The 18,490-nt window shown below is 57.7% G+C and carries 15 protein-coding genes; 7 read left to right on the forward strand and 8 right to left on the reverse strand.

The genetic code is table 11. The annotated features are described in order from the left end of the window. Positions 1–14: 14 nt before the first annotated feature. Positions 15–1,568, reverse strand: a complete 1,554-nt coding sequence (locus I6L40_RS10695) for a PAS domain-containing methyl-accepting chemotaxis protein (protein WP_216994241.1) — start codon at positions 1,566–1,568, stop codon at positions 15–17. Positions 1,569–1,765: 197 nt separating this feature from the next. Here I6L40_RS10695 and I6L40_RS10700 point away from each other — a divergent pair, with 197 nt between their 5' ends. Further along, the gene (locus I6L40_RS10700; RefSeq protein ID WP_071911489.1) at positions 1,766–2,476 is read left to right on the forward strand and encodes an HAD family hydrolase; all 711 of its coding nucleotides are present in this window, start codon (positions 1,766–1,768) and stop codon (positions 2,474–2,476) included. An 81-nt stretch (positions 2,477–2,557) separates the two neighbouring features. Here I6L40_RS10700 and I6L40_RS10705 read toward each other — a convergent pair whose 3' ends face one another. After that, positions 2,558–3,634, reverse strand: a complete 1,077-nt coding sequence (locus tag I6L40_RS10705) for a permease (protein ID WP_071911487.1) — start codon at positions 3,632–3,634, stop codon at positions 2,558–2,560. A 108-nt stretch (positions 3,635–3,742) separates the two neighbouring features. On the opposite strand from I6L40_RS10705, the gene I6L40_RS10710 reads away from it, so the two are divergent. After that, positions 3,743–4,078, forward strand: coding sequence for a helix-turn-helix transcriptional regulator (locus tag I6L40_RS10710; RefSeq protein ID WP_043849830.1), 336 nt, complete (start codon positions 3,743–3,745; stop codon positions 4,076–4,078). 66 nt (positions 4,079–4,144) lie between these two features. Here I6L40_RS10710 and I6L40_RS10715 read toward each other — a convergent pair whose 3' ends face one another. After that, positions 4,145–5,527: an amino acid permease gene (locus I6L40_RS10715; RefSeq protein WP_156852039.1), complete on the reverse strand. Its 1,383-nt coding sequence runs from the start codon at positions 5,525–5,527 to the stop codon at positions 4,145–4,147. Between the two features lie 348 nt (positions 5,528–5,875). On the opposite strand from I6L40_RS10715, the gene I6L40_RS10720 reads away from it, so the two are divergent. Continuing rightward, positions 5,876–6,199 carry a hypothetical protein gene (locus tag I6L40_RS10720; RefSeq protein ID WP_108572476.1) on the forward strand — a complete coding sequence of 108 codons (324 nt, stop codon included), beginning with the start codon at positions 5,876–5,878 and terminating at the stop codon, positions 6,197–6,199. Positions 6,200–6,319: 120 nt separating this feature from the next. On the opposite strand, the gene I6L40_RS10725 is transcribed toward I6L40_RS10720, so the two are convergent. Then, entirely contained in the window at positions 6,320–7,132 is an 813-nt protein-coding gene (locus tag I6L40_RS10725; protein ID WP_033116017.1) for a pyruvate, water dikinase regulatory protein, read from the reverse strand. A 318-nt stretch (positions 7,133–7,450) separates the two neighbouring features. Here I6L40_RS10725 and ppsA point away from each other — a divergent pair, with 318 nt between their 5' ends. Further along, the gene (gene ppsA, locus I6L40_RS10730; protein ID WP_216994242.1) at positions 7,451–9,829 is read left to right on the forward strand and encodes a phosphoenolpyruvate synthase; all 2,379 of its coding nucleotides are present in this window, start codon (positions 7,451–7,453) and stop codon (positions 9,827–9,829) included. A 69-nt stretch (positions 9,830–9,898) separates the two neighbouring features. Here ppsA and I6L40_RS10735 read toward each other — a convergent pair whose 3' ends face one another. Further along, positions 9,899–10,357, reverse strand: a complete 459-nt coding sequence (locus I6L40_RS10735; protein ID WP_104015108.1) for a hypothetical protein — start codon at positions 10,355–10,357, stop codon at positions 9,899–9,901. Between the two features lie 18 nt (positions 10,358–10,375). Beyond that, positions 10,376–12,250 (reverse strand): S8 family serine peptidase, encoded by a 1,875-nt coding sequence (locus tag I6L40_RS10740; RefSeq protein ID WP_071911481.1) that lies wholly within the window; start codon positions 12,248–12,250, stop codon positions 10,376–10,378. Between the two features lie 461 nt (positions 12,251–12,711). Here I6L40_RS10740 and I6L40_RS10745 point away from each other — a divergent pair, with 461 nt between their 5' ends. Next, positions 12,712–13,539, forward strand: a complete 828-nt coding sequence (locus I6L40_RS10745) for a MetQ/NlpA family ABC transporter substrate-binding protein (RefSeq protein WP_071911480.1) — start codon at positions 12,712–12,714, stop codon at positions 13,537–13,539. 79 nt (positions 13,540–13,618) lie between these two features. Here the strand turns inward: I6L40_RS10745 and I6L40_RS10750 are convergent, their stop codons facing one another. Together I6L40_RS10750 and I6L40_RS10755 are read right to left on the reverse strand one after the other, a co-directional pair. Continuing rightward, on the reverse strand, positions 13,619–15,469 hold the full coding sequence (locus I6L40_RS10750; RefSeq protein ID WP_071911478.1) for a DUF3413 domain-containing protein: 1,851 nt from the start codon (positions 15,467–15,469) through the stop codon (positions 13,619–13,621). Between the two features lie 47 nt (positions 15,470–15,516). After that, the gene (locus I6L40_RS10755; RefSeq protein ID WP_005344699.1) at positions 15,517–15,744 is read right to left on the reverse strand and encodes a YejL family protein; all 228 of its coding nucleotides are present in this window, start codon (positions 15,742–15,744) and stop codon (positions 15,517–15,519) included. A 73-nt stretch (positions 15,745–15,817) separates the two neighbouring features. Here I6L40_RS10755 and yejK point away from each other — a divergent pair, with 73 nt between their 5' ends. Together yejK and malE are read left to right on the forward strand one after the other, a co-directional pair. Beyond that, positions 15,818–16,879 carry a nucleoid-associated protein YejK gene (yejK, locus tag I6L40_RS10760; RefSeq protein WP_071911476.1) on the forward strand — a complete coding sequence of 354 codons (1,062 nt, stop codon included), beginning with the start codon at positions 15,818–15,820 and terminating at the stop codon, positions 16,877–16,879. A gap of 395 nt (positions 16,880–17,274) precedes the next feature. Then, positions 17,275–18,456, forward strand: coding sequence for a maltose/maltodextrin ABC transporter substrate-binding protein MalE (malE, locus tag I6L40_RS10765; protein WP_033116010.1), 1,182 nt, complete (start codon positions 17,275–17,277; stop codon positions 18,454–18,456). Positions 18,457–18,490 lie beyond the last annotated feature (34 nt).

Consider the following 18,490-nt stretch of genomic DNA (forward strand, 5'->3'; position numbering starts at 1 on the left):
GGGAGGGCTGGCCGCTAGCCGAAAGTGCGACTCAGCTCTTTGAGCTGGCTTGCCTTGTTCAGCAGGCTGGCGCTGGTCTCGCTCACCTTGTCGATCTTGAGGCTGTTGTCGTGGGAGAGCGAGGAGATCAGGTTGATATTGCGGCTGATCTCTTCGATGACTGCTTGCTGTTGGGTGGCCGCGGCGGAAATCTGGTTGGAAAAATCCGAGACCTTGTCGATCTCGACTACGACCTGATTCAGGTTGCCGGTACTTGCCCGGGTAGTGGCAAGACAGGCGTTGGTACGAGTCACATTGAGGTGCATCATCTCTTTCCATCCCCCCAGCGTGTGCTGGATGTGGCCGATGCTGCTCTGGATCTGCTCGGTAGCCTTGTGGGTACGAGTAGACAGGTTGCGCACCTCATCGGCGACCACGGCAAAACCGCGCCCCTGTTCGCCCGCTCGTGCCGCTTCAATGGAAGCATTGAGTGCCAGCAGGTTGGTCTGATCCGCAATGCCGCGAATTTCAGTCATGATGCTGCCGATCCGCTCCGATTCGCTGGCCAGCTCGACGGCTGACTGGAATGCCTGCTCCGCCTGGGTTGCCAGTGTCGCGATCTCCTCTCCCGCCTCGCAGAGCTGCTTGTTGGTGGTGGTGCAGTGGTGGCGAGCCTCTTCAATCTGCTGGTTGCTGTCCTGAATATTGCGATTGATCTCCTCTGCCGCTGAGGCCATCTGGGTCACGGCTGTGGCTATCTGCTGGATCTGGGTATCCTGCGAGGAGATATCCTTACTGGCCAGCGAGGCTGAACCTTGCAGATCGTTGGCCATGCTGTTGAGCGAGCCCGTTGCATCGTCAACCCGGCCGAGCACGGTACGGATCCTCGCTTGCCCGAGTTTGATATGGAAATCGGCGATGCTGTGGGGGGCATCCCCCGAGAAGATGAGGCGGCTGATGCTGTCGTAATCCTGCTCGAGCCGCTGCAGGTATCTTGGTGTCAAAAAGAGCGGGTGGCGGTTTAGCCAGAGCACGGCCAGCAGGGGAGCGATGATCAGCAAGGCCTGGATGGGGGGGAGTAGCCAGAGAGCCATGGCGGCGCAAACCAGCAGCAGCGGAATGCTGAACATGGTCGGCGTCAGCAGGTTCTGGCCAAAGCGGATGGCTGAGCCGCTTTCTCGGGCTCTGAGCACCTTGTACATTTTATCGGCCCGAGCCTTGTGCTCCTGGGCGGGGCGACAGCGTACCGACTGGTAACCCGAGATCTTACCCCCCTCATAGATAGGGGTGACATAGGCGTCAACCCAGTAGTAGCGGCCATCCTTGCAGCGATTCTTGACCAGCCCGCGCCATGGTTTCCCAGCTTGCAGATGGGCCCAGAGATCGGCAAATGCCGCTTTGGGCATGTCCGGGTGGCGGACCAGATTGTGGTGCTGGCCGATCATCTCTTCGAGGCGGTACCCTGCCACCTGGCAAAACGCCGGGTTGGCGTAGGTGATGTCCCCTTTGAGGTCCGTGGTCGATACCAGCTGGATGTTGTCGGTCAACTCTACTTCGGTATCTATGGTGTGAAGCGCGCTGCTGGCCATGATCAGGCTCCGGTGTTGAGTAACGGAATGCTTCATCTGAGTATGACAGAGAGCCTTATTATTGTGTCTTTACACATTAAAAAATTGTGCTACTGCAGCAGCACTGGCCTCTCTGCTATTGGCGCCACTGTTTGGTATGAACGCTTTGGCCAAGTAACATGGCATCACGTGATGTAACGCAGTAAAAGGGCAAGAGAATGAAGTTGGACGCAATTTTGTGGGATTACGATGGCACCCTGGTCAATTCGGTGCCCAAGAATATCGACATCACTAAAAATATTCTGGCCGAGGTGGCGCCTCATCTGACCGGCGACAATCTACCCCGCTATTTGCGCAGTGAAGCCGACTATCACTATGCCAACCATGCTGCCAAAAATTGGCAGGCCCTCTATGTCGACTACTACGGCATGTCACAGGCCGAGATGCTGCTGGCCGGTTCGCTCTGGGCAAAGCATCAGGAGATGAACCAAACAGACGTGCATTTCTTTGCCGGGCTGGAGGCGGTGATAGGCCATTTCTCAGCCATTCCCCACGGGATCTGTTCGCAAAACTCCCAAAAAAATATCCGCCGGGTGCTGGAGCAGCATGGCGTAAACGGACAGTTCAAGGCTGTGGTAGGTTACGATGATCTCCCCGCGCAGCAGCAAAAACCGCACCCCTTGGGCGGCATCAAATGCCTGGAGTCCATTTTGGGCACGGTACGCAGCGCATCACTGCTCTATATCGGCGATCATGAGGCGGATGTGCAGTTTGCCCGCAATCTGCAAGCCGAGCTTGGCGGCACCGCCCGGGTGATCTCTGTTGCTGTCGCCTATAGCCACTCAACCCCGGAGCTGTGGGAGCACAAACCCGATCATATTGCCCGTAAAGTTGAGGAGTTGTACCCCATCATCCAGCAGCATCTGTAACGGTGAGCCACGGATTTTTGTCCGTAATAAATAAGACGCCGATCATCCGATCGGCGTTTTTCATATCTGGGGGGAGGGTTGTTAGAACAGCAACTGCGTGAGGTAGCCCATCAGGACAGCCATGCCGAGGATCACGGTCAGGAAGGCCACTATCATAGGGGCTTTGAACATCGATCTGAGCAAGATCACTTCGGTCAGGCTGGCGCCGGCGCTGCCGATGATAAGGGCCATCACGGCGCCCATTCCCATCCCTTTGCCCAGCAGTACCGACGCCAGCGGGATCACTGCCTCGGCACGAATATAGAGCGGGATCCCGACGATGGCGCTGAAGGGGATGGCCAGCGGGTTGTCGGCGCTGGCATGGGCGGCGATCCACTCTGCTGGAATAAAGCCATAGATGAAAGAGCCGATGAGTACGCCAAGCAGCAGGAAAGGCATTACATCGCGAAACTGCTGCCAGGCATCGGCACCTGCCTTGCGCAACTGGGCAGGCAGCATTTCTGTAGCAACCGGGGTCGTAGCTATATCCGGGCAGCACGAGAGGGGGGGGACCTCTGCACTCAGGGCTGAGGTACTACAGCAGGCGGCGCTTGCCATCGGCCGCATGGCCTTGATGGGACTTGCGTTGGTTATGCAGCAGGCGGTTTGCGCCGGAGAGGATCTCTTGGTGCCGGGTTTGCAACCGGTGGTGCAACTACCGGAGATGGCCTCTTTGGCATCAATGACATGCCGTTCGAACCCCATTTTGTCGAACAGCAGGCTGGCCAGCATGGAGACGCTGGCGGCAATCACTGCGTAGAGCAGTGTCACTTTCCAGCCGAATGTGGCCCACATCAAGCCGACGATGATGGGATTCAAGAGCGGGGAGATGAAAAGAAAGGTGATGGTCGGGCCAAAACCGGCTTTGGCGGAGAGCAATCCTCTCAGCATGGGGATGGTGGAGCAACTGCAAAAAGGGGTGACGGCACCGAGCAACGCAGAGAGCAAGTAGCCTCTGCCTTTACGTGCCCCCAGCAGGCGCTGGATCTTCTCATCGGGGATCTTTTGCCGTAGCAAGCTGACCCCTGCACTGATGACCAGAAATAGGATGGAAAGCTCAAAAGCCAGGAATAAAAACATATGGGATGCATCAGTCAGCATCGGTAACCAGTGGTTCATCATCATACTCTCTTGGTGAAAACTATATTTCTAAAATATTCGAAATGATGTGGCGGTCAAGATATTTCTGGTATTATCGAAATATTGCAGCGTCACAGGGGGATGAGAATGGAGCTGGAAGAGGTTGCCAAGGCGTTGAAGGAGCTGGGTCATCCAACCCGTCTGTTTATCTTCAAACATCTGGTCAAAGCGGGAGAGCAGGGGTTGCCGGTGGGTGAGCTGCAAAAGCAGCTGGAGATCCCGGGATCAACCCTCAGCCATCATATTGCGGCACTGGTCTCAGTCGGGCTGGTGAAGCAGAACCGCGAGAGCCGCACCCTGCTTTGCGTCTCCCAATATGCGGTACTGGAAGAGATCATCGCCTTTTTTCAGGAGGAGTGCTGCGTCAACAGCCCTACCCGTACAGAGCCGTTATCCGCCAAGGCACCGGCTGGTGAACAGTGAGCGATTCGCTTGCATAAAAAACGCCGATCAGATGATCGGCGTTTTTGCTATGGAGACGCCAGGTTATCAACCCAGATTGACGGCTGCCTTGGTCTGGGCCTGTCCCTTGCGCTTGATGACGAAGCCGATGCCCAGTACGACCAGCCAGGCCGGGATCAGTTCGACCGAGATGCGGAAATCGGGGGTCATATACATGATCACCAGAATACCGGCCATGAACGCGAGGCAGAGGTAGTTGCCGAAGGGATACCAGAACGCCTTGAACTTGGGCTGGACACCTTCCGCGACCTTGGCCTTGCGGAACTTCAGATGCGCGAGGCTGATCATCGCCCAGTTGATCACCAGCGCGGAGACCACCAGCGCCATCAGCAGACCGAAGGCCTTGCCCGGCATCAGGTAGTTGATCAGCACGCAGAGCAGGGTAGCGATGGCAGAGACCGAGAGGGCAACCAGCGGTACACCGCTCTTGTTGGTCTTGAGCAGCACTTTCGGGCCGTTGCCCTGTTTGGCCAGACCGAACAGCATGCGGCTGTTGCAGTAGACGCAGCTGTTGTAGACCGACAGCGCCGCTGTCAGCACCACGATGTTGAGCACGGTGGCGACCAGATCGCTGTCCAGTGCGTGGAAGATCATCACGAACGGGCTGCCGCCTTCGACCACTTTACCCCAGGGGTAGAGGGACATCAGGATGGCCAGGGCGCCGATGTAGAAGATCAGGATCCGGTAGATCACCTGATTGGTGGCCTTGGGGATGCTCTTCTCGGGGTTGTCAGCTTCGGCTGCGGTAATACCGACCAGCTCCAGACCACCGAAGGAGAACATGATCACCGCCATCGCCATCACCAGACCGCTGATGCCGTTGGGGAAAAAGCCGCCCTGAGCCCACAGGTTGGTGACGCTCGCCTCGGGGCCGCCGGCACCGGAGATGAGCAGATAGCCGCCAAAGCCGATCATGCCGATGATGGCGACCACCTTGATGATGGCGAACCAGAACTCCATCTCGCCAAACGCTTTGACGTTGGAGAGGTTGATGGTGTTGATCAGCACGAAGAAGAAGGCTGCCGACATCCAGGTCGGGATCTCGGGCCACCAGTATTGGACGTAGATACCCACCGCAGTCAGCTCGGCCATGCTCACCAGCACGTAGAGCACCCAGTAGTTCCAGCCGGATGCGAAACCGGCAAACTCACCCCAGTATTTGTAGGCAAAGTGGCTGAAGGAGCCGGCTACCGGCTCTTCCACCACCATTTCACCGAGCTGGCGCATGATCAGGAAGGCGATAAAGCCGCCGATGGCATAACCCAGCAGTACGGAGGGGCCTGCCATCTTGATGGTCTGGGCAATCCCCAGAAAGAGGCCGGTACCGATGGCACCGCCCAACGCAATTAACTGAATGTGGCGGTTTTTGAGGCCGCGTTTCAGCTCTTCACCGTCTTGTTTCAAATCCATGGATCTGTCCTTTACCTATCTCTGTTGTCTCTTGCCGGTGTTGGGCTCTTCCTGAGCAGCATCGCGATGCGTAGCCAAAACCTGACGAAATCCGTATTTATTTCGTTACGCCATGTCGTTTTCAATTTTTAATCTGGACTGGCAACGGAAGCAGAATAGTGATAATTCGCCATAAATGCACCTTTTTTCCGCGTCAAGTGGTGGTGTTTTGGTCGCAAACCAGCTTTTACATTAGATTTTCTGGTGATGAGATAGGTTTTGCTTGAAATTCAACCAATCGAATTGTGTTTTGTTGACATTTGTTGAGTTGTTTTGATTTCTGGGTGTTTGACCGGGAGGAGAGGGCTGATGATGGAGAGGCAACAGGATGAGCTGCGGCATACTCGTGACGAGGTAACACTGCTGCAGCGTTGGGTTGCCAGCGGATTGCTGGTGACGATCTGGCTGCTGATTGCCGCCAGTCCGCTGCTGCTGGTCGGGATGACGGCCATGATGGGGGGCTGGTTTGTACTGGGTGATGAGGGGTTGTTGCACCACTGGCCGTTGCTTCTGCTGGCCGGAGGTGTGGTGGGGGCGCTGGCGGGTTGTTTGCTGGCCGAGCGGATCCGCAGGCGCCACGGCCTGCTGCCCTTTTATGCCCGTTTGCTGAACAATCCCGAACTCAATCGTTAGGCAATCCCGGACGGCTTTTCATCACGGCGGCCATGGGGTAATAACCAGAAAAAGAGGGGAGAAGCTTGATGGCTTATCCCCTCTTTGCATCTGGCGTGGCTTATCTGCTGTCAAGCTGGCTTAACAGAGCTGGCGACGCAGGCCGGTTGCCTCGAGGATTTTGGCGCTGATCTCCTCCACCGAGTGGGAGCTGGTATCGAGAAAGCGGATCGCCTCCTGACGAAACAGCCGCTCCACGCTGGCCAACTCCTGCTCGCACTGCTCCAGCGAGGCGTAGCGGCTATTGGCGCGGCGCTGGTTGCGGATCTCGTGCAGCCGCTGTGGCGCTATGGTGAGGCCAAACAGTTTGTGACGGTTGGCCTTGAGGGGCGTCGGCAGCTCCAGCCCACCCATGTCCTGCTCGATAAAGGGGTAGTTGGCGGCGCGAATGCCGAACTGCAGCGCCAGATAGAGGCTGGTGGGGGTTTTGCCGCAGCGGGAGACCCCGATCAGGATGATGTCCGCCTCATCGTACTCTTTGGTGGTGATGCCATCGTCGTTGGCCAGCGCAAAGTTGACCGCCTCGATGCGATCGTCATAGAGCTTGCGGTTCTCCATACCGTGGGTGCGATGGGGGCGGGGCTCGGCCTTCACCCCCAGCTCCTGCTCCAGCGGGCTGACGAAGGTGTTGAGAAAGTCGTGACTGCTCGCTTCGGCTTTTAGTACCTCCTCGCGCACCTGGGGATCGATGATGGTGTGAAACAGGATGGGGCGCACCCCGGTCTGGCGAAACTGTTCATCGATCCGCATCCGCACCTGCCGCGCCTTTTCACGGCTCTCCACGAAGGGGATGGTGATCTGCTCGAAGGCCAGTGGAAACTGGCTCAGTACCGCGTGGCCGAACACTTCGGCGGTGATGGCGGTCCCATCGGAAACATAAAATACGGTGTGCACGTTGAGCTCCTGTTACATCGACCAGGGGGCTGGCCAGGAAGTATCTGTCGAAACCATCCTCCTGTTGTCAACCGATCTGCCATGCCCAAGTTGTGAAGTGGCTAGCAAACCTGAGTCGTTATCTTTTTGTGTCGGCATTGTAGAATGTTCGGGTCATTCGACCATCCCCTATCTTGCTCGGGGATTTTTTTGATAATAAGTAGAAAACGTTTTCATGGTCGTTGGCAATAGAAGAAAGAGACAATAACGCACCTTACTCACCTATAAAAATCGGGCACAAAAAAGGTGCCATGGCACCTTGCCCACCAACCTGGAGACATGCAAGTGCAACAGTACGTACTCTGGTACGAGCAACTCGGAATGCAGGACGTAGAACGAGTTGGCGGCAAGAACGCATCCCTTGGCGAGATGATCAGCAACCTCTCTGGCGCCGGTGTATCGGTGCCGGGCGGGTTTGCCACCACCGCCTTTGCGTTTAACGAGTTTCTGGAGTCAAGCGGCCTCAACGGCAAGATCCACCATCTGCTCGACAATCTGGATGTGGATGACATTGCCGCCCTCAATCGGGCCGGTCAGCAGATCCGTGACTGGGTGATCGAAGCCCCGTTCCAGAGCGCGCTGGAGCAGGCGATCCGGGAGGCTTACGCCAGACTGAGTGCAGGTTTGGATGCCTCTTTTGCGGTGCGCTCCTCCGCCACCGCCGAGGATATGCCGGACGCCTCCTTTGCCGGCCAGCAGGAGACCTTCCTCAACGTGCGCGGCATCGATGCCGTCATGGTAGCTATCAAGCATGTCTTTGCCTCCCTGTTCAACGATCGCGCCATCTCCTATCGGGTGCATCAGGGCTATGACCACAAGGGCGTCGCCCTGTCGGCCGGGATCCAGCGCATGGTGCGCTCGGATCTCGCCGCCTCCGGTGTCATGTTCACCCTGGATACCGAGTCTGGCTTCAACGATGTGGTCTTCATCACCGGCGCTCAAGGCCTTGGCGAGATGGTGGTGCAAGGCGCCGTCAACCCCGACGAGTTCTACGTGCACAAGCCGACCCTCAAGGCAGGACGCCCGGCGGTGGTGCGCAAGACCCTCGGCTCCAAGCTTATCAAGATGACCTATTCCGGCGATGCCAGCCATGGCCGTCAGGTGCAGATCGTCGACACCAATGAAGCCGAGCGCAGCCGCTTTTGCATCACGGATGCCGAGGTGATGGAGTTGGCCAGGCAGGCCCTTATCATCGAGCAGCATTATGGCCGCCCGATGGACATCGAGTGGGCCAAGGACGGGCAGGATGGCAAGCTCTACATCGTCCAGGCTCGCCCGGAAACCGTGCGCAGCCGCCAGGAGGCCAACACCCTCGAGCGTTTTGCCCTCAAGCAAGCGGGCAAGGTGCTGATCGAGGGGCGCGCCATCGGCCACAAGATCGGCGCGGGCCCGGCGCGGGTCATCTCATCCCTCAGCCAGATGGACGAAGTGCAGCCCGGCGACGTGCTGGTCACCGACATGACCGACCCGGACTGGGAGCCCATCATGAAGCGGGCCTCCGCCATCGTCACCAACCGGGGCGGGCGCACCTGTCACGCCGCCATCATTGCCCGCGAACTGGGCATTCCGGCAGTAGTGGGTTGCGGTGATGCCACCAAGCGCATTGAACCGGGCCAGCTCATTACCGTCTCCTGTGCGGAAGGGGACACCGGTTTTATCTATGACGGCGAGCTCGACTTCGACGTGGCGGTGACCGAGGTGGGCAATATGCCGCGCCTGCCCATCAAGATCATGATGAACGTCGGCAACCCGGACAGAGCGTTCGACTTCGCCCAGCTGCCCAATGCCGGTGTCGGTCTGGCCCGTCTCGAGTTCATCATCAACCGGATGATCGGGGTGCACCCCAAGGCGCTGCTGGAGTTCGACAGCCAGAGCCCCGAGCTCAAGGCCACCATCGGCAAGATGATCGCCGGCTACGAGAGCCCGCGCGAGTTCTACGTCGCCAAGCTGACCGAGGGCATCGCCACCCTGGCCGCCGCCTTCTGGCCGGAGCGGGTGATCGTGCGGATGTCGGACTTCAAGTCCAATGAGTACGCCAACCTAGTGGGCGGCCGTGACTACGAGCCTCACGAAGAGAACCCGATGATCGGTTTTCGTGGCGCGTCGCGCTACATCGCCGACAGCTTCCGCCCCTGTTTTGCCCTCGAGTGCGAGGCGATCAAGCGGGTGCGTGATGTCATGGGGCTGACCAACATCGAGGTGATGATCCCCTTCGTGCGCACCGTGAACGAGGCGGAGCAGGTGATCGCCATCCTGGCAGAGAACGGTCTGCGCCGTGGCGAGCGGGGGCTCAAGGTGATCATGATGTGTGAGATCCCGAGCAACGCCCTCTTGGCAGACAAGTTCCTCGAGCACGTGGACGGCTTCTCCATCGGCTCCAACGACATGACCCAGCTCACCCTTGGACTTGATAGGGACTCGGGGCTTATCGCCCACCTGTTCGACGAGCGCAACGAGGCGGTCAAGGCGCTGCTGGCAATGGCCATTGCTGCTGCCCGCAAGGCGGGCAAGTACGTGGGGATCTGTGGTCAGGGGCCGTCTGATCATCCGGACTTCGCCGCCTGGCTGGTGGAGCAGGGGATAGACTCGGTGTCGCTCAACCCGGATACCGTGGTCGATACCTGGCTCTATCTGGCGGAGCAGCATGGCCGCAAGTAAGCCGCTGTCGCAGTGAAGATAATAGAAAGGGGGCCATGATGGCCCCCTTTGTTATCCCGCTGACGAGACCTATTTTGGTTGCCGCTCGGCCCCCGACAGCTCGATCTGTACCTTCACCCCCTCGCTCTGTAGCTTGGTTGCGATGGCGTTGAGATCGGTGCCCGATTTGGCCTCCAGCAGGGCGATACCGCCGCTGCTCTGCTTGAAGTTCAAGCCGTGGCGCGTCGCCAGCGCCTTGGCTGTGGCATCGTCAGCTTCCACCAGCAGGGTTCCGCTGACGGTGAGCTCGGGGCTGGCCGCCCCCTGCATCAATACGTCGCCGCGGCGCAGGCTTTGCTGCGGCACTTTGTCATCCAGACTACGGGCAACCCGCTTCTTGCTGCCGTTGTCGGGAATGAGGTAGGTCTGGCCGTTCACCTCTATGGTGCTGTACTGCTTGCCATCCATGGTGACGGACTCCTCGGCGCAGAGCTGTCCCGAGAGGGGGGCCAGCAGGGTTGCCAGAAGCAAGGTAACAGGTTTGTTCATGGTAATACTCCTAGCGTGTTAGCTGCGGTTGGCATCGTGACCCAGGACCCGCAGGGACCATGAGATCAGCTTGCCCGGTTGACGGTTGTTGCGCTCGGTCAGGGTGGTGCGCTCCTTGGTCTTGCGATTGAGCAGAGAGACCTGACGGGTACCGTTGGCAACGTCGGTTACCTCCAGTCGCCATGTGCCTTGCGCCGATTCACCGTAGAACTTGTGGGAGAGCAGGCGCATGTCACGCAATCCCTTGGTGCGCACAAAGCCCAGCTGCTGCTGGTCGAGAGATTGGCCGACCAGGCTGTTGAAGGGGCTCAGCAGGATGCTGCGAGTGCCGGCGGGGGAGACCAGTTCGATCAGAAGATCAGGCAGACGCTGGTGATCCAGGCTCACCATCACCTGAACCGCTTCGACCGTCAACGGTGTGGCAATGCGGGTCGTCGAGCTGGTCGGGCTGTTGCCCACATCCGGGATGGCAGCGGCACTGCCGGTGACATTGATCTTCTGCCACGGCAGCTGCACCAGCGGAGGGAGGGGCTGGTGATTGGCTGCCAGCTCAAGTGCCTTGTTGACGTCGATCAGACCGAAACCGTAAGTCGGGCTGAACCACATGCCGGCGGCATTGCGCTCCCACCCTTCCAGCCCTTTCACGTCGCGCACCTTGCCGGTGCTGCTGGTGTAGCTGACCATCACGGGCTGATGTTTGGCATCGACCCGGGTAGCGCTGCGCGCCAGCAGATCCCGAAAATCGCGTACTGACAGATCCGGGTAGGCGGACATCAGCAGTGCCATGGCGCCGGAGGTGCTGGGGGTGGCGGAGGAGGTGCCGTTCATCACGCCGTTGTAGTCGCAACTGGCATCCAGCTGCGGGTTGCCGTGCAGCCGGTTGGTGCGGGGATCGTCGGTGCGGTTGTAGCCCATATCGCAGCCGGGCAGATCCGTGGTCACCATGGCGGGGGAGTCGGTACCGTACTCGCCACCGGTGGCGCTCAGGAAGACGTTGCTGCCGACGCTGGAGTAGGAGGATCTGACGCCATCTGCGTTGAGCGCGCTCACCACCAGGTTCCAGAAGTTGCTGTTTGAGGGGTCGATGTTGCTGTTCTCAAACGGCAATTTGGGGCCGTTGCCAGTGCGATTGAGCACATAGCCGCCCGCCGCTATCTTGTTGAAGCCGTTGCCGGCAGCCTTGATATAGGCGGCGCTTTGCGCCTTGAGGGTTTGCTGTTCGAACAGACGGTCGAGCTGGGCCTGATCCAGATCGTTGGCCGGACGGGGATCGACCAGGCTCATGCCATAGCTCTGGTTGAACACCCGGTTATCGCGGCTGGCATCGCTGTCGCCAAGGGCGTAGAGCCAGTCTTTCTGCAACTGCTGGCTGTTGTCGTCCAGCAGGTTGAACCCCTGCAACTGGGCCCGCGGGGCGATCCCCTTGGTGCCGATGGCGTTGTCTACCGCCGCAATAATGCCGGAGACCGAGGTACCGTGCGCCGTATCCGCATCCGTCGGGGTCGGGTCATCGCTGCCGGTCACCACGTTTTTTGAGCCCGGACGGATGTTGTCCGCCAGATCCGGGTGAGCGATAGCCAGGCCATCATCCACTACGGCCACATTGACCCCCTGTCCCAGCACGCCGGTGCGATGTGCCCACCAGAGGTTGAGGTCGTTGCCTGCTACGCCACCACGGGCGCTGAAGGCATCCTGGCCACTGTTGAGCAGATACCACTGCTGATCCTGCAGCGGGTTGATGCCGGGCAGACAGCGTTCGCTGCTGCTGCGGCCGGTATCCAGTCCGGCTTCCTTGCCGGTCAGGGGGGCACAACTTTCATTTGCCTGAACAGATGCAACTGGCAGCGCCGACAGCAGTGCTGTGATCGCCAGTGCTAACGATGTTTGCTTCATTATTTTTAAACTCCATCTTATAGAGCACCTTCCTGGGTGCGAATGGAATCTACACATGGATGATTAAGAGCCAAAAGAACCTGTTTTCATAAGTTAGATCGGCCTCAAAGAAATCTGATCTTTTTTATGTTAGATATTCCATTGGAGCTGATCGTGTGTTTTATTGAGAGCATTTATCAGCGCTCACTATTGATCTTTTTGTTGTTAGCTCAGGTGGTTAGCTGTCTTTGTTAACTGATGCCCGCTGAGCACTGCCACACTGGCGCTGTTTGTTTGCACTTCGTTCTCTTCATTCCCCATCTCTGCGTCGTCCGGCTCATCAGCTTTCTCATTTTTGTCGCTTGGTATTGGTGGCCGACTCTGATAGGTTGTTCTTCATTAGCCATTTGGACGTCCAGATTTCCAATTTGAAATCAGTCGTCCGCTATCACCTTGATGAGTCTTGTGACAGGGAGTCTTGTATGTTGCGTCGCACCTTCTGGTTTTATTCTCTATTGCTCTTGCTGAGCGGCACTCTGGCTGGCACTGCCCGGGCGGGTGAGCAGGATCGCCAAGAGATTGTGATCGGCACTACGGTGGGGGATTTTGCCGACATGGTGACCGACTCCATCAAGCCGCAGCTGGAGGCCAAAGGGTACAAGGTCAGGCTGGTGGAATTTACCGACTATGTTTCCCCCAACATTGCGCTGGCGGATGGCTCGCTCGATGTGAACTGTTTCCAGCACAAGCCTTATCTCGAGAGCTTTAGCAAAGACCGCGGTTTGTCACTGACACCCGTTGTGCAGGTGCCCACCGGGCCGATGGGGCTCTATTCAGGCAAGTTGGCCACACTCGATCAGCTGAAAGAGGGGAGTACGGTGGCTATCCCCAACGATCCCACCAATCAGGCGCGAGCCCTGCTGATGCTGCAGGATCTGGGCTGGCTCACTCTCAAGAAGGGGATTAACCCGCTCAAGGCGAGCGAGTTTGATGTGGTGAACAACCCGCACAATCTCAAGCTGGTACTGCTCGAGGCTGCGCAATTGCCCCGTTCGCGGGAGGATGTGGATTTTGCGGTGATCAACGGCAATTTTGCCGCCTCAAGCGGCATCCCGTTTAGCCAGGGGCTCTTTCTTGAACGCAGCTACGACTTTATCAACTGGGTGGTTGTGAAGCAGGCCGACAGCGAGAAGCCATTTGTCAGGGATGTGGCGGCCGCCTACAACTCGGCGGAGTTCAAGGCATATGCCGCCAAGCGGTTTGCCGGCTACAAATTGCCGCAGGCATGGTCGACCGGGCCGGTTCAATAATCCACACCAACAATTGCTTGGCGCCACTCCAAAAAAACGCCCCCGAATGCCGGGGCGTTTTGTTTGAGAGAGATGGCTGTCAGGGGTGACGGTAGAAGCGGTTGAGCTCGTTCATTACCTGGATCATGGCGCCCATGTCGGGGGTGGCCCGCTTGATGGGTTGATAGCTGTTGCGATCCAGCAGCTCGAAGTCACCCTGTTTGTTGAAGTGGGTGATGGTTCCGCTCTGGTAGATGGCAAAGTCGTTCAGATCCCCGGCCAGCAGCCAGTTGCGCGGGCTGAAGTCGAACAGCGAGCGACCAATGCTGTAATCACGCGGCGGGTTGCGCACCCCCAGCATTCCCTGCATCAGGGTCGGCGCCAGGTCGAAATGGCTGCTCGGCTGCTCGATCACCTGGCTGCTGCGGCCAGGCCAGGCCACCACCATGGGCACCTGTACCTGATAGAGGGAGTAGTTGCTGCCAGCGCCCCAGCTGTTGCTCTGGGTGTCGTTGAACTCCTGGCCATGGTTGGAGGTAATGACCACCACCGTATTGCTGTCCATGCCCTGCAACTGCAGTTTGGTCAGCATCTCTTCCAGCAACTGGTCGGTATAGAAGACCGAGTTCTTGTAGCGATTCTCCAGCTTCACCAGGTTTTCCGCCCGATAGGCGGTGGCCGGATTGAAGTTGGTCAGCTCCGGCTGGAAAGGACCCTTCATAGTCGCGGGCAGCTGGTAGTCGCCAGGACTTGAGAGATAGACCAGCGAGAACCAGGGGCGCTCCAGCGTGCGTTTCTCCAGCCACTGCAGCCAGTCGGTCAGCAGCTTGCCGTCGTTGGTCTGCTCGGAGACAAACACCTGTTTGCGCAGACCGGCGAGGATGCTCTTGCGATACTTCTGACCATCTTCTATCGCCCCGAACAGGCCGAACTGGTAATCCTGACGCAGCAGTTCGTCAAACAGCACCGGCGGGCGTTTGTCGCTGCTGATCTCTTTGTAGTAGTGACCGGGCAGGCCATAAAAGAGGCTGAACATCCCCATCAAGTCATCGTTGCCGCCGCTCAGGTGATTGCGGAAGCTGAGATGCTGATCCGCATAGCGCTGCAGATTGGGCATGTTGATGTTGTTGAGCATGTCAAAGCGCAGCGAATCGACCACCACAATCAGCAGGTTGCTGTGGGTGAGGGGCGCATTGACGTTGAGCGGCCGCAACGGATAGCGGATCCGGCTGTCACTGTCATCGCTCTGGCTGGCTGCCTGCTTCTCGTACTGATCCAGATCCAGCCAGCCATGTTTGGCCAGGAAGGAGCGGGCCGTCATGGGGTAGGAGAGCGGGAAGTTGGCGCGCTGCATGGTGATGGGCTGATACAGGGTGGCATCCGCCCAGCTGTTGACCACGTGGGTCAGGATAAAGCAGACCAGCAGCGCCAGCCCTACCTGATTGCCGTACTGACGGCGCTTGCGCTTGTTGATCTTGCGCCAGACATAGGCAGACAGCAGCAGTTGCAGCAGGAAGATGGTCGGCACGGCGACGAAGATGATGCTCCAGATCGAGCCCTCCTCGGTCTGGGCCTGATCCAGCAACAACTGCCACACCTGGGCATTGAGGTGGAACTTGAAGAGCCGGAATACCTGGGTGTCGATGAGCAGCAGCACAAGCGCCAGCGTCGCCACGACGGTGGAGATGAAGCGTAGGGGCTTCTCTTTGGGCAATACGAAGCTCAAAGGGAAGATCGTCAGCAGGTAGGTGACGAAACTTAAGAACGAGAAGTGGCCAATCCAGCTTACAACGAGGTAGACCACGCCAAGGGTGGTCGACGGCCAGCTGATGGCGCCCAGATAACGGGTGGCAATCAGCATGGCGAGAATGATGTTGAAGAAGGAGAACCAATGCCCCCAGGTGATCAGGCGAGAGACATTATCACGATAGGGGTTACCGGTTTCGACCATAGTGATCCATCTGCGTTGAGAAACGTCAAATCAACAGAGTCGGGGACTCAGTGCGTGTCGTGGCGGTTATCGACCGATGCGGTCAGGGCCTGGACAAACTTTTCGGTGATGGCCTGACGCTGGGCCGGAGCCATACCGTTGATGATATTGGTAGTCAGGTTGCCGAGCACCATCAGACTGAGATCCACCGGCGCCTTGTGCTTCTCCAGGGCGGTGATCAGGTCGTTCATCAGGGCGTCAAACTGCTCGTTATTGTACTTTGATACGATGGGCATAATCTTCAGTTCATCTCGGTTCAAAGCGCCTTATAATACTTCACCCTTTCGGCTAACACTATGGCTTTGTGACATGAGTCTCGATATCGACAAGATCATACTTCACTCCCTGCGCCAGGGCGGCGATGGTCAACCACACGCCGATACCCGCAGCCAGACCCTGCCTCCCGACGAGGCGGTACAGGGGCTGATGGCGGAACTGCATCGCATCTATAACGGCAAGGGAGGCAAGGGCTTTGGCTTCTTCGCCGACCCCGAGCCTGCCGTCGCCGAGCTGGCGGAGGGGGAAGAGGCCCCCAAGCAGCCCTCTCCCGCGTTTCGCATTGCTCTCGAACAGCTGCTCGGCGAGCAGACCGAATTCGTGCCCTTCTCGGTCAATGTGACCCAGATGCTGGTCAAACAGCTGGTGGAGCACGCCCTCGATGAGCAGGGGGTATTGCTGATTGCCAAATACAACTATGTCGGTGTCGATTATCTGATGATCGCCCTGCTGGAGGGCAAGGAGAGCGTCACCGTCAGCGAAGCGCTGGAGTTGCGTCATATCCAGTATCTCGATATTGGCAAACTCAATCTGGTGGCCCGCATCGATTTGACCGAGTGGAAAACCCAACCCGAGTCACGCCGTTATATTACCTTCAGCAAGGGACGCATTGGTCGCAAGCTGGGCGACTTCTTTATGGATCTGCTGGGTGCCCGTGAAGGAATGGATGCCAAGATCCAGAATAAAGGGCTGCTGCAGGCGGTTGAAGATTATTGCGAGAGTCGTCAGCTCGAACCGGCAGAGCGCAATGACTATAAAAAGCAGGTTTTCAAATATTGCACCGAACAGGCGAGTGCCGGTGAAGAGATCGAGATCAAGGAGCTGTCGGCGGAACTCTCCGCAAAAGATGCCGGCGAGGGGGACCTCGATTTTTACAGCTTCATTGGTCAGGAGTACGAACTGGAAGAGCGCTTCCCGGCCGACCGTTCTACCCTGCGCGGGCTGACCAAGTTTGTTGGTTCCGGCGGCGGTCTGACCCTGAGTTTTGAGCAGAAGTTGTTGAACAGCCGCGTGTTTTATGACCCGCAGACCGACACCCTGACCATCAAGGGGGTACCGCCCAACCTCAAGGATCAGCTGCTGCGCCAGTCGTAATGTGATCAAGCCGTCATTTCCGGCAAAAAGAGACTCTGCCTTGGCAGAGTCTCTTTTTTATTGGGCGAAAGGGGCTGGGCGAAACCGGGCCGGTGCTTTGTTAACAGATCAAACAAAATAAACCACCTGAAAGGGTTTTCATTCAAGTGAAAACCCTTTCATTGAGGTAATTATATTTCAGTTTGGTAATTATATTTCGGTTGTTGTTTTGAAATAAGCCGATAAACAGGGTTATTTCCCCGATTTAAGAAAATGTTTTCAAAACTTTCTGGAAGGAAATACGTAATTGCATTTCAAAAATGCGAGTTGCGTCATGTGAGGCGAATGACGCTTGGGATAATATTCACTTCGCACACAATGCTCTTACAGCGCGGAACTACTACAAGGAAAGGCTCATGAAAAAGAAATTGCTGTCATCCCTGATCGGTCTGGCCACTCTTGGCGTCGCTTGCACTGCTACTGCTGCCATCGATGAAGGCCAGCTGACCATCTGGATCAACGGTGACAAGGGATACAACGGTCTGGCTGAAGTGGGTAAGAAGTTTGAAGCAGAAACCGGCATCAAGGTTACTGTTGCTCACCCGGATCAGGTTGAAGTGAAATTCCAGCAAGCCGCCGCCACTGGCAACGGCCCGGACATCTTCTTCTGGGCTCACGACCGTTACGGTGAGTGGGTCAAGGCCGGTCTGCTGGTTCCGGTAACGCCGAGCGCTGCCACCAAAGCCAAATTCGAACAGCTGGCATGGGATGCCATGACTGTTGACGGTAAAACCTATGGCTACCCGGTTGCCATGGAAGCAGTCAGCCTGATCTACAACAAGGATCTGCTGCCTGAGCCGCCGAAGACCTTCGAAGAGATCGCCAAGATTGACGAGACTCTGAAGAAGAACGGCAAGCGCGCCATCATGTGGGCGTATGACACCCCCTACTTCAGCTACCCGCTGGTGGCTGCAAACGGTGGCTACGCCTTCAAGAAAACCGCTACCGGTTATGACGTGAAAGACACCGGCGTGAACAACGCTGGCGCCAAGATCGGCGTAGGCTACATCTCCGAGATGATCAAATCCGGTCACCTGGAGAAGGGTATCGACTACGGCGTAATGGATGCCAAGTTCAACAAGGGCGAAGTGGCCATGATGATCAACGGTCCCTGGGCCTGGAGCAACCTGGACAAGAGCGGTATCAAGTACGGCGTAGCGCCGCTGCCGACCCTGAAGGGCAAACCGGCTAAAGCCTTCGTTGGCGTACTGGGTGCCACCATCAACGCCGCCAGCCCGAACAAGGATCTGGCCATCGAGTTCCTGGAAAACTACCTGCTGACCGATGCCGGTCTGGCTCCGGTCAACGCCGACAAGCCGCTGGGTGCCGTTGCGCTGAAATCCTTCCAGAAGACTCTGGAATCCGATCCGCACATCAAGGCCACCATGCTGAACGCCCAGGCTGGCGAGCCGATGCCGTCCGTGCCCGAGATGAGCCGTTTCTGGTCCTCCTTCGAAACTGCCCTCAAGAACGTGACCTCCGGTCGTCAAGGTGTTGACGAAGCGCTGGATACCGCTGCCAAGCGTATCGTTCAGTAAGCACGCACTACCCGGGAGGCCGCAATGGCCTCCC

Source organism: Aeromonas sp. FDAARGOS 1410 (assembly GCF_019048745.1).
In the GTDB taxonomy this organism is placed as follows: Bacteria; Pseudomonadota; Gammaproteobacteria; order Enterobacterales; family Aeromonadaceae; genus Aeromonas; species Aeromonas jandaei.

Bases quoted from the DNA above. Each gene is read 5' to 3' on its own strand.
- yejK (WP_071911476.1), top strand. From the start codon at position 15,818: ATGAGTCTCGATATCGACAAGATCATACTTCACTCCCTGCGCCAGGGC.
- I6L40_RS10705 (WP_071911487.1), bottom strand. From the start codon at position 3,634: ATGAACCACTGGTTACCGATGCTGACTGATGCATCCCATATGTTTTTA.
- malE (WP_033116010.1), top strand. From the start codon at position 17,275: ATGAAAAAGAAATTGCTGTCATCCCTGATCGGTCTGGCCACTCTTGGC.
- I6L40_RS10750 (WP_071911478.1), bottom strand. From the start codon at position 15,469: ATGGTCGAAACCGGTAACCCCTATCGTGATAATGTCTCTCGCCTGATC.
- I6L40_RS10755 (WP_005344699.1), bottom strand. From the start codon at position 15,744: ATGCCCATCGTATCAAAGTACAATAACGAGCAGTTTGACGCCCTGATG.
- I6L40_RS10745 (WP_071911480.1), top strand. From the start codon at position 12,712: ATGTTGCGTCGCACCTTCTGGTTTTATTCTCTATTGCTCTTGCTGAGC.
- I6L40_RS10710 (WP_043849830.1), top strand. From the start codon at position 3,743: ATGGAGCTGGAAGAGGTTGCCAAGGCGTTGAAGGAGCTGGGTCATCCA.
- I6L40_RS10720 (WP_108572476.1), top strand. From the start codon at position 5,876: ATGATGGAGAGGCAACAGGATGAGCTGCGGCATACTCGTGACGAGGTA.
- I6L40_RS10695 (WP_216994241.1), bottom strand. From the start codon at position 1,568: ATGGCCAGCAGCGCGCTTCACACCATAGATACCGAAGTAGAGTTGACC.
- I6L40_RS10715 (WP_156852039.1), bottom strand. From the start codon at position 5,527: ATGGATTTGAAACAAGACGGTGAAGAGCTGAAACGCGGCCTCAAAAAC.
- ppsA (WP_216994242.1), top strand. From the start codon at position 7,451: ATGCAAGTGCAACAGTACGTACTCTGGTACGAGCAACTCGGAATGCAG.
- I6L40_RS10735 (WP_104015108.1), bottom strand. From the start codon at position 10,357: ATGAACAAACCTGTTACCTTGCTTCTGGCAACCCTGCTGGCCCCCCTC.
- I6L40_RS10700 (WP_071911489.1), top strand. From the start codon at position 1,766: ATGAAGTTGGACGCAATTTTGTGGGATTACGATGGCACCCTGGTCAAT.
- I6L40_RS10740 (WP_071911481.1), bottom strand. From the start codon at position 12,250: ATGAAGCAAACATCGTTAGCACTGGCGATCACAGCACTGCTGTCGGCG.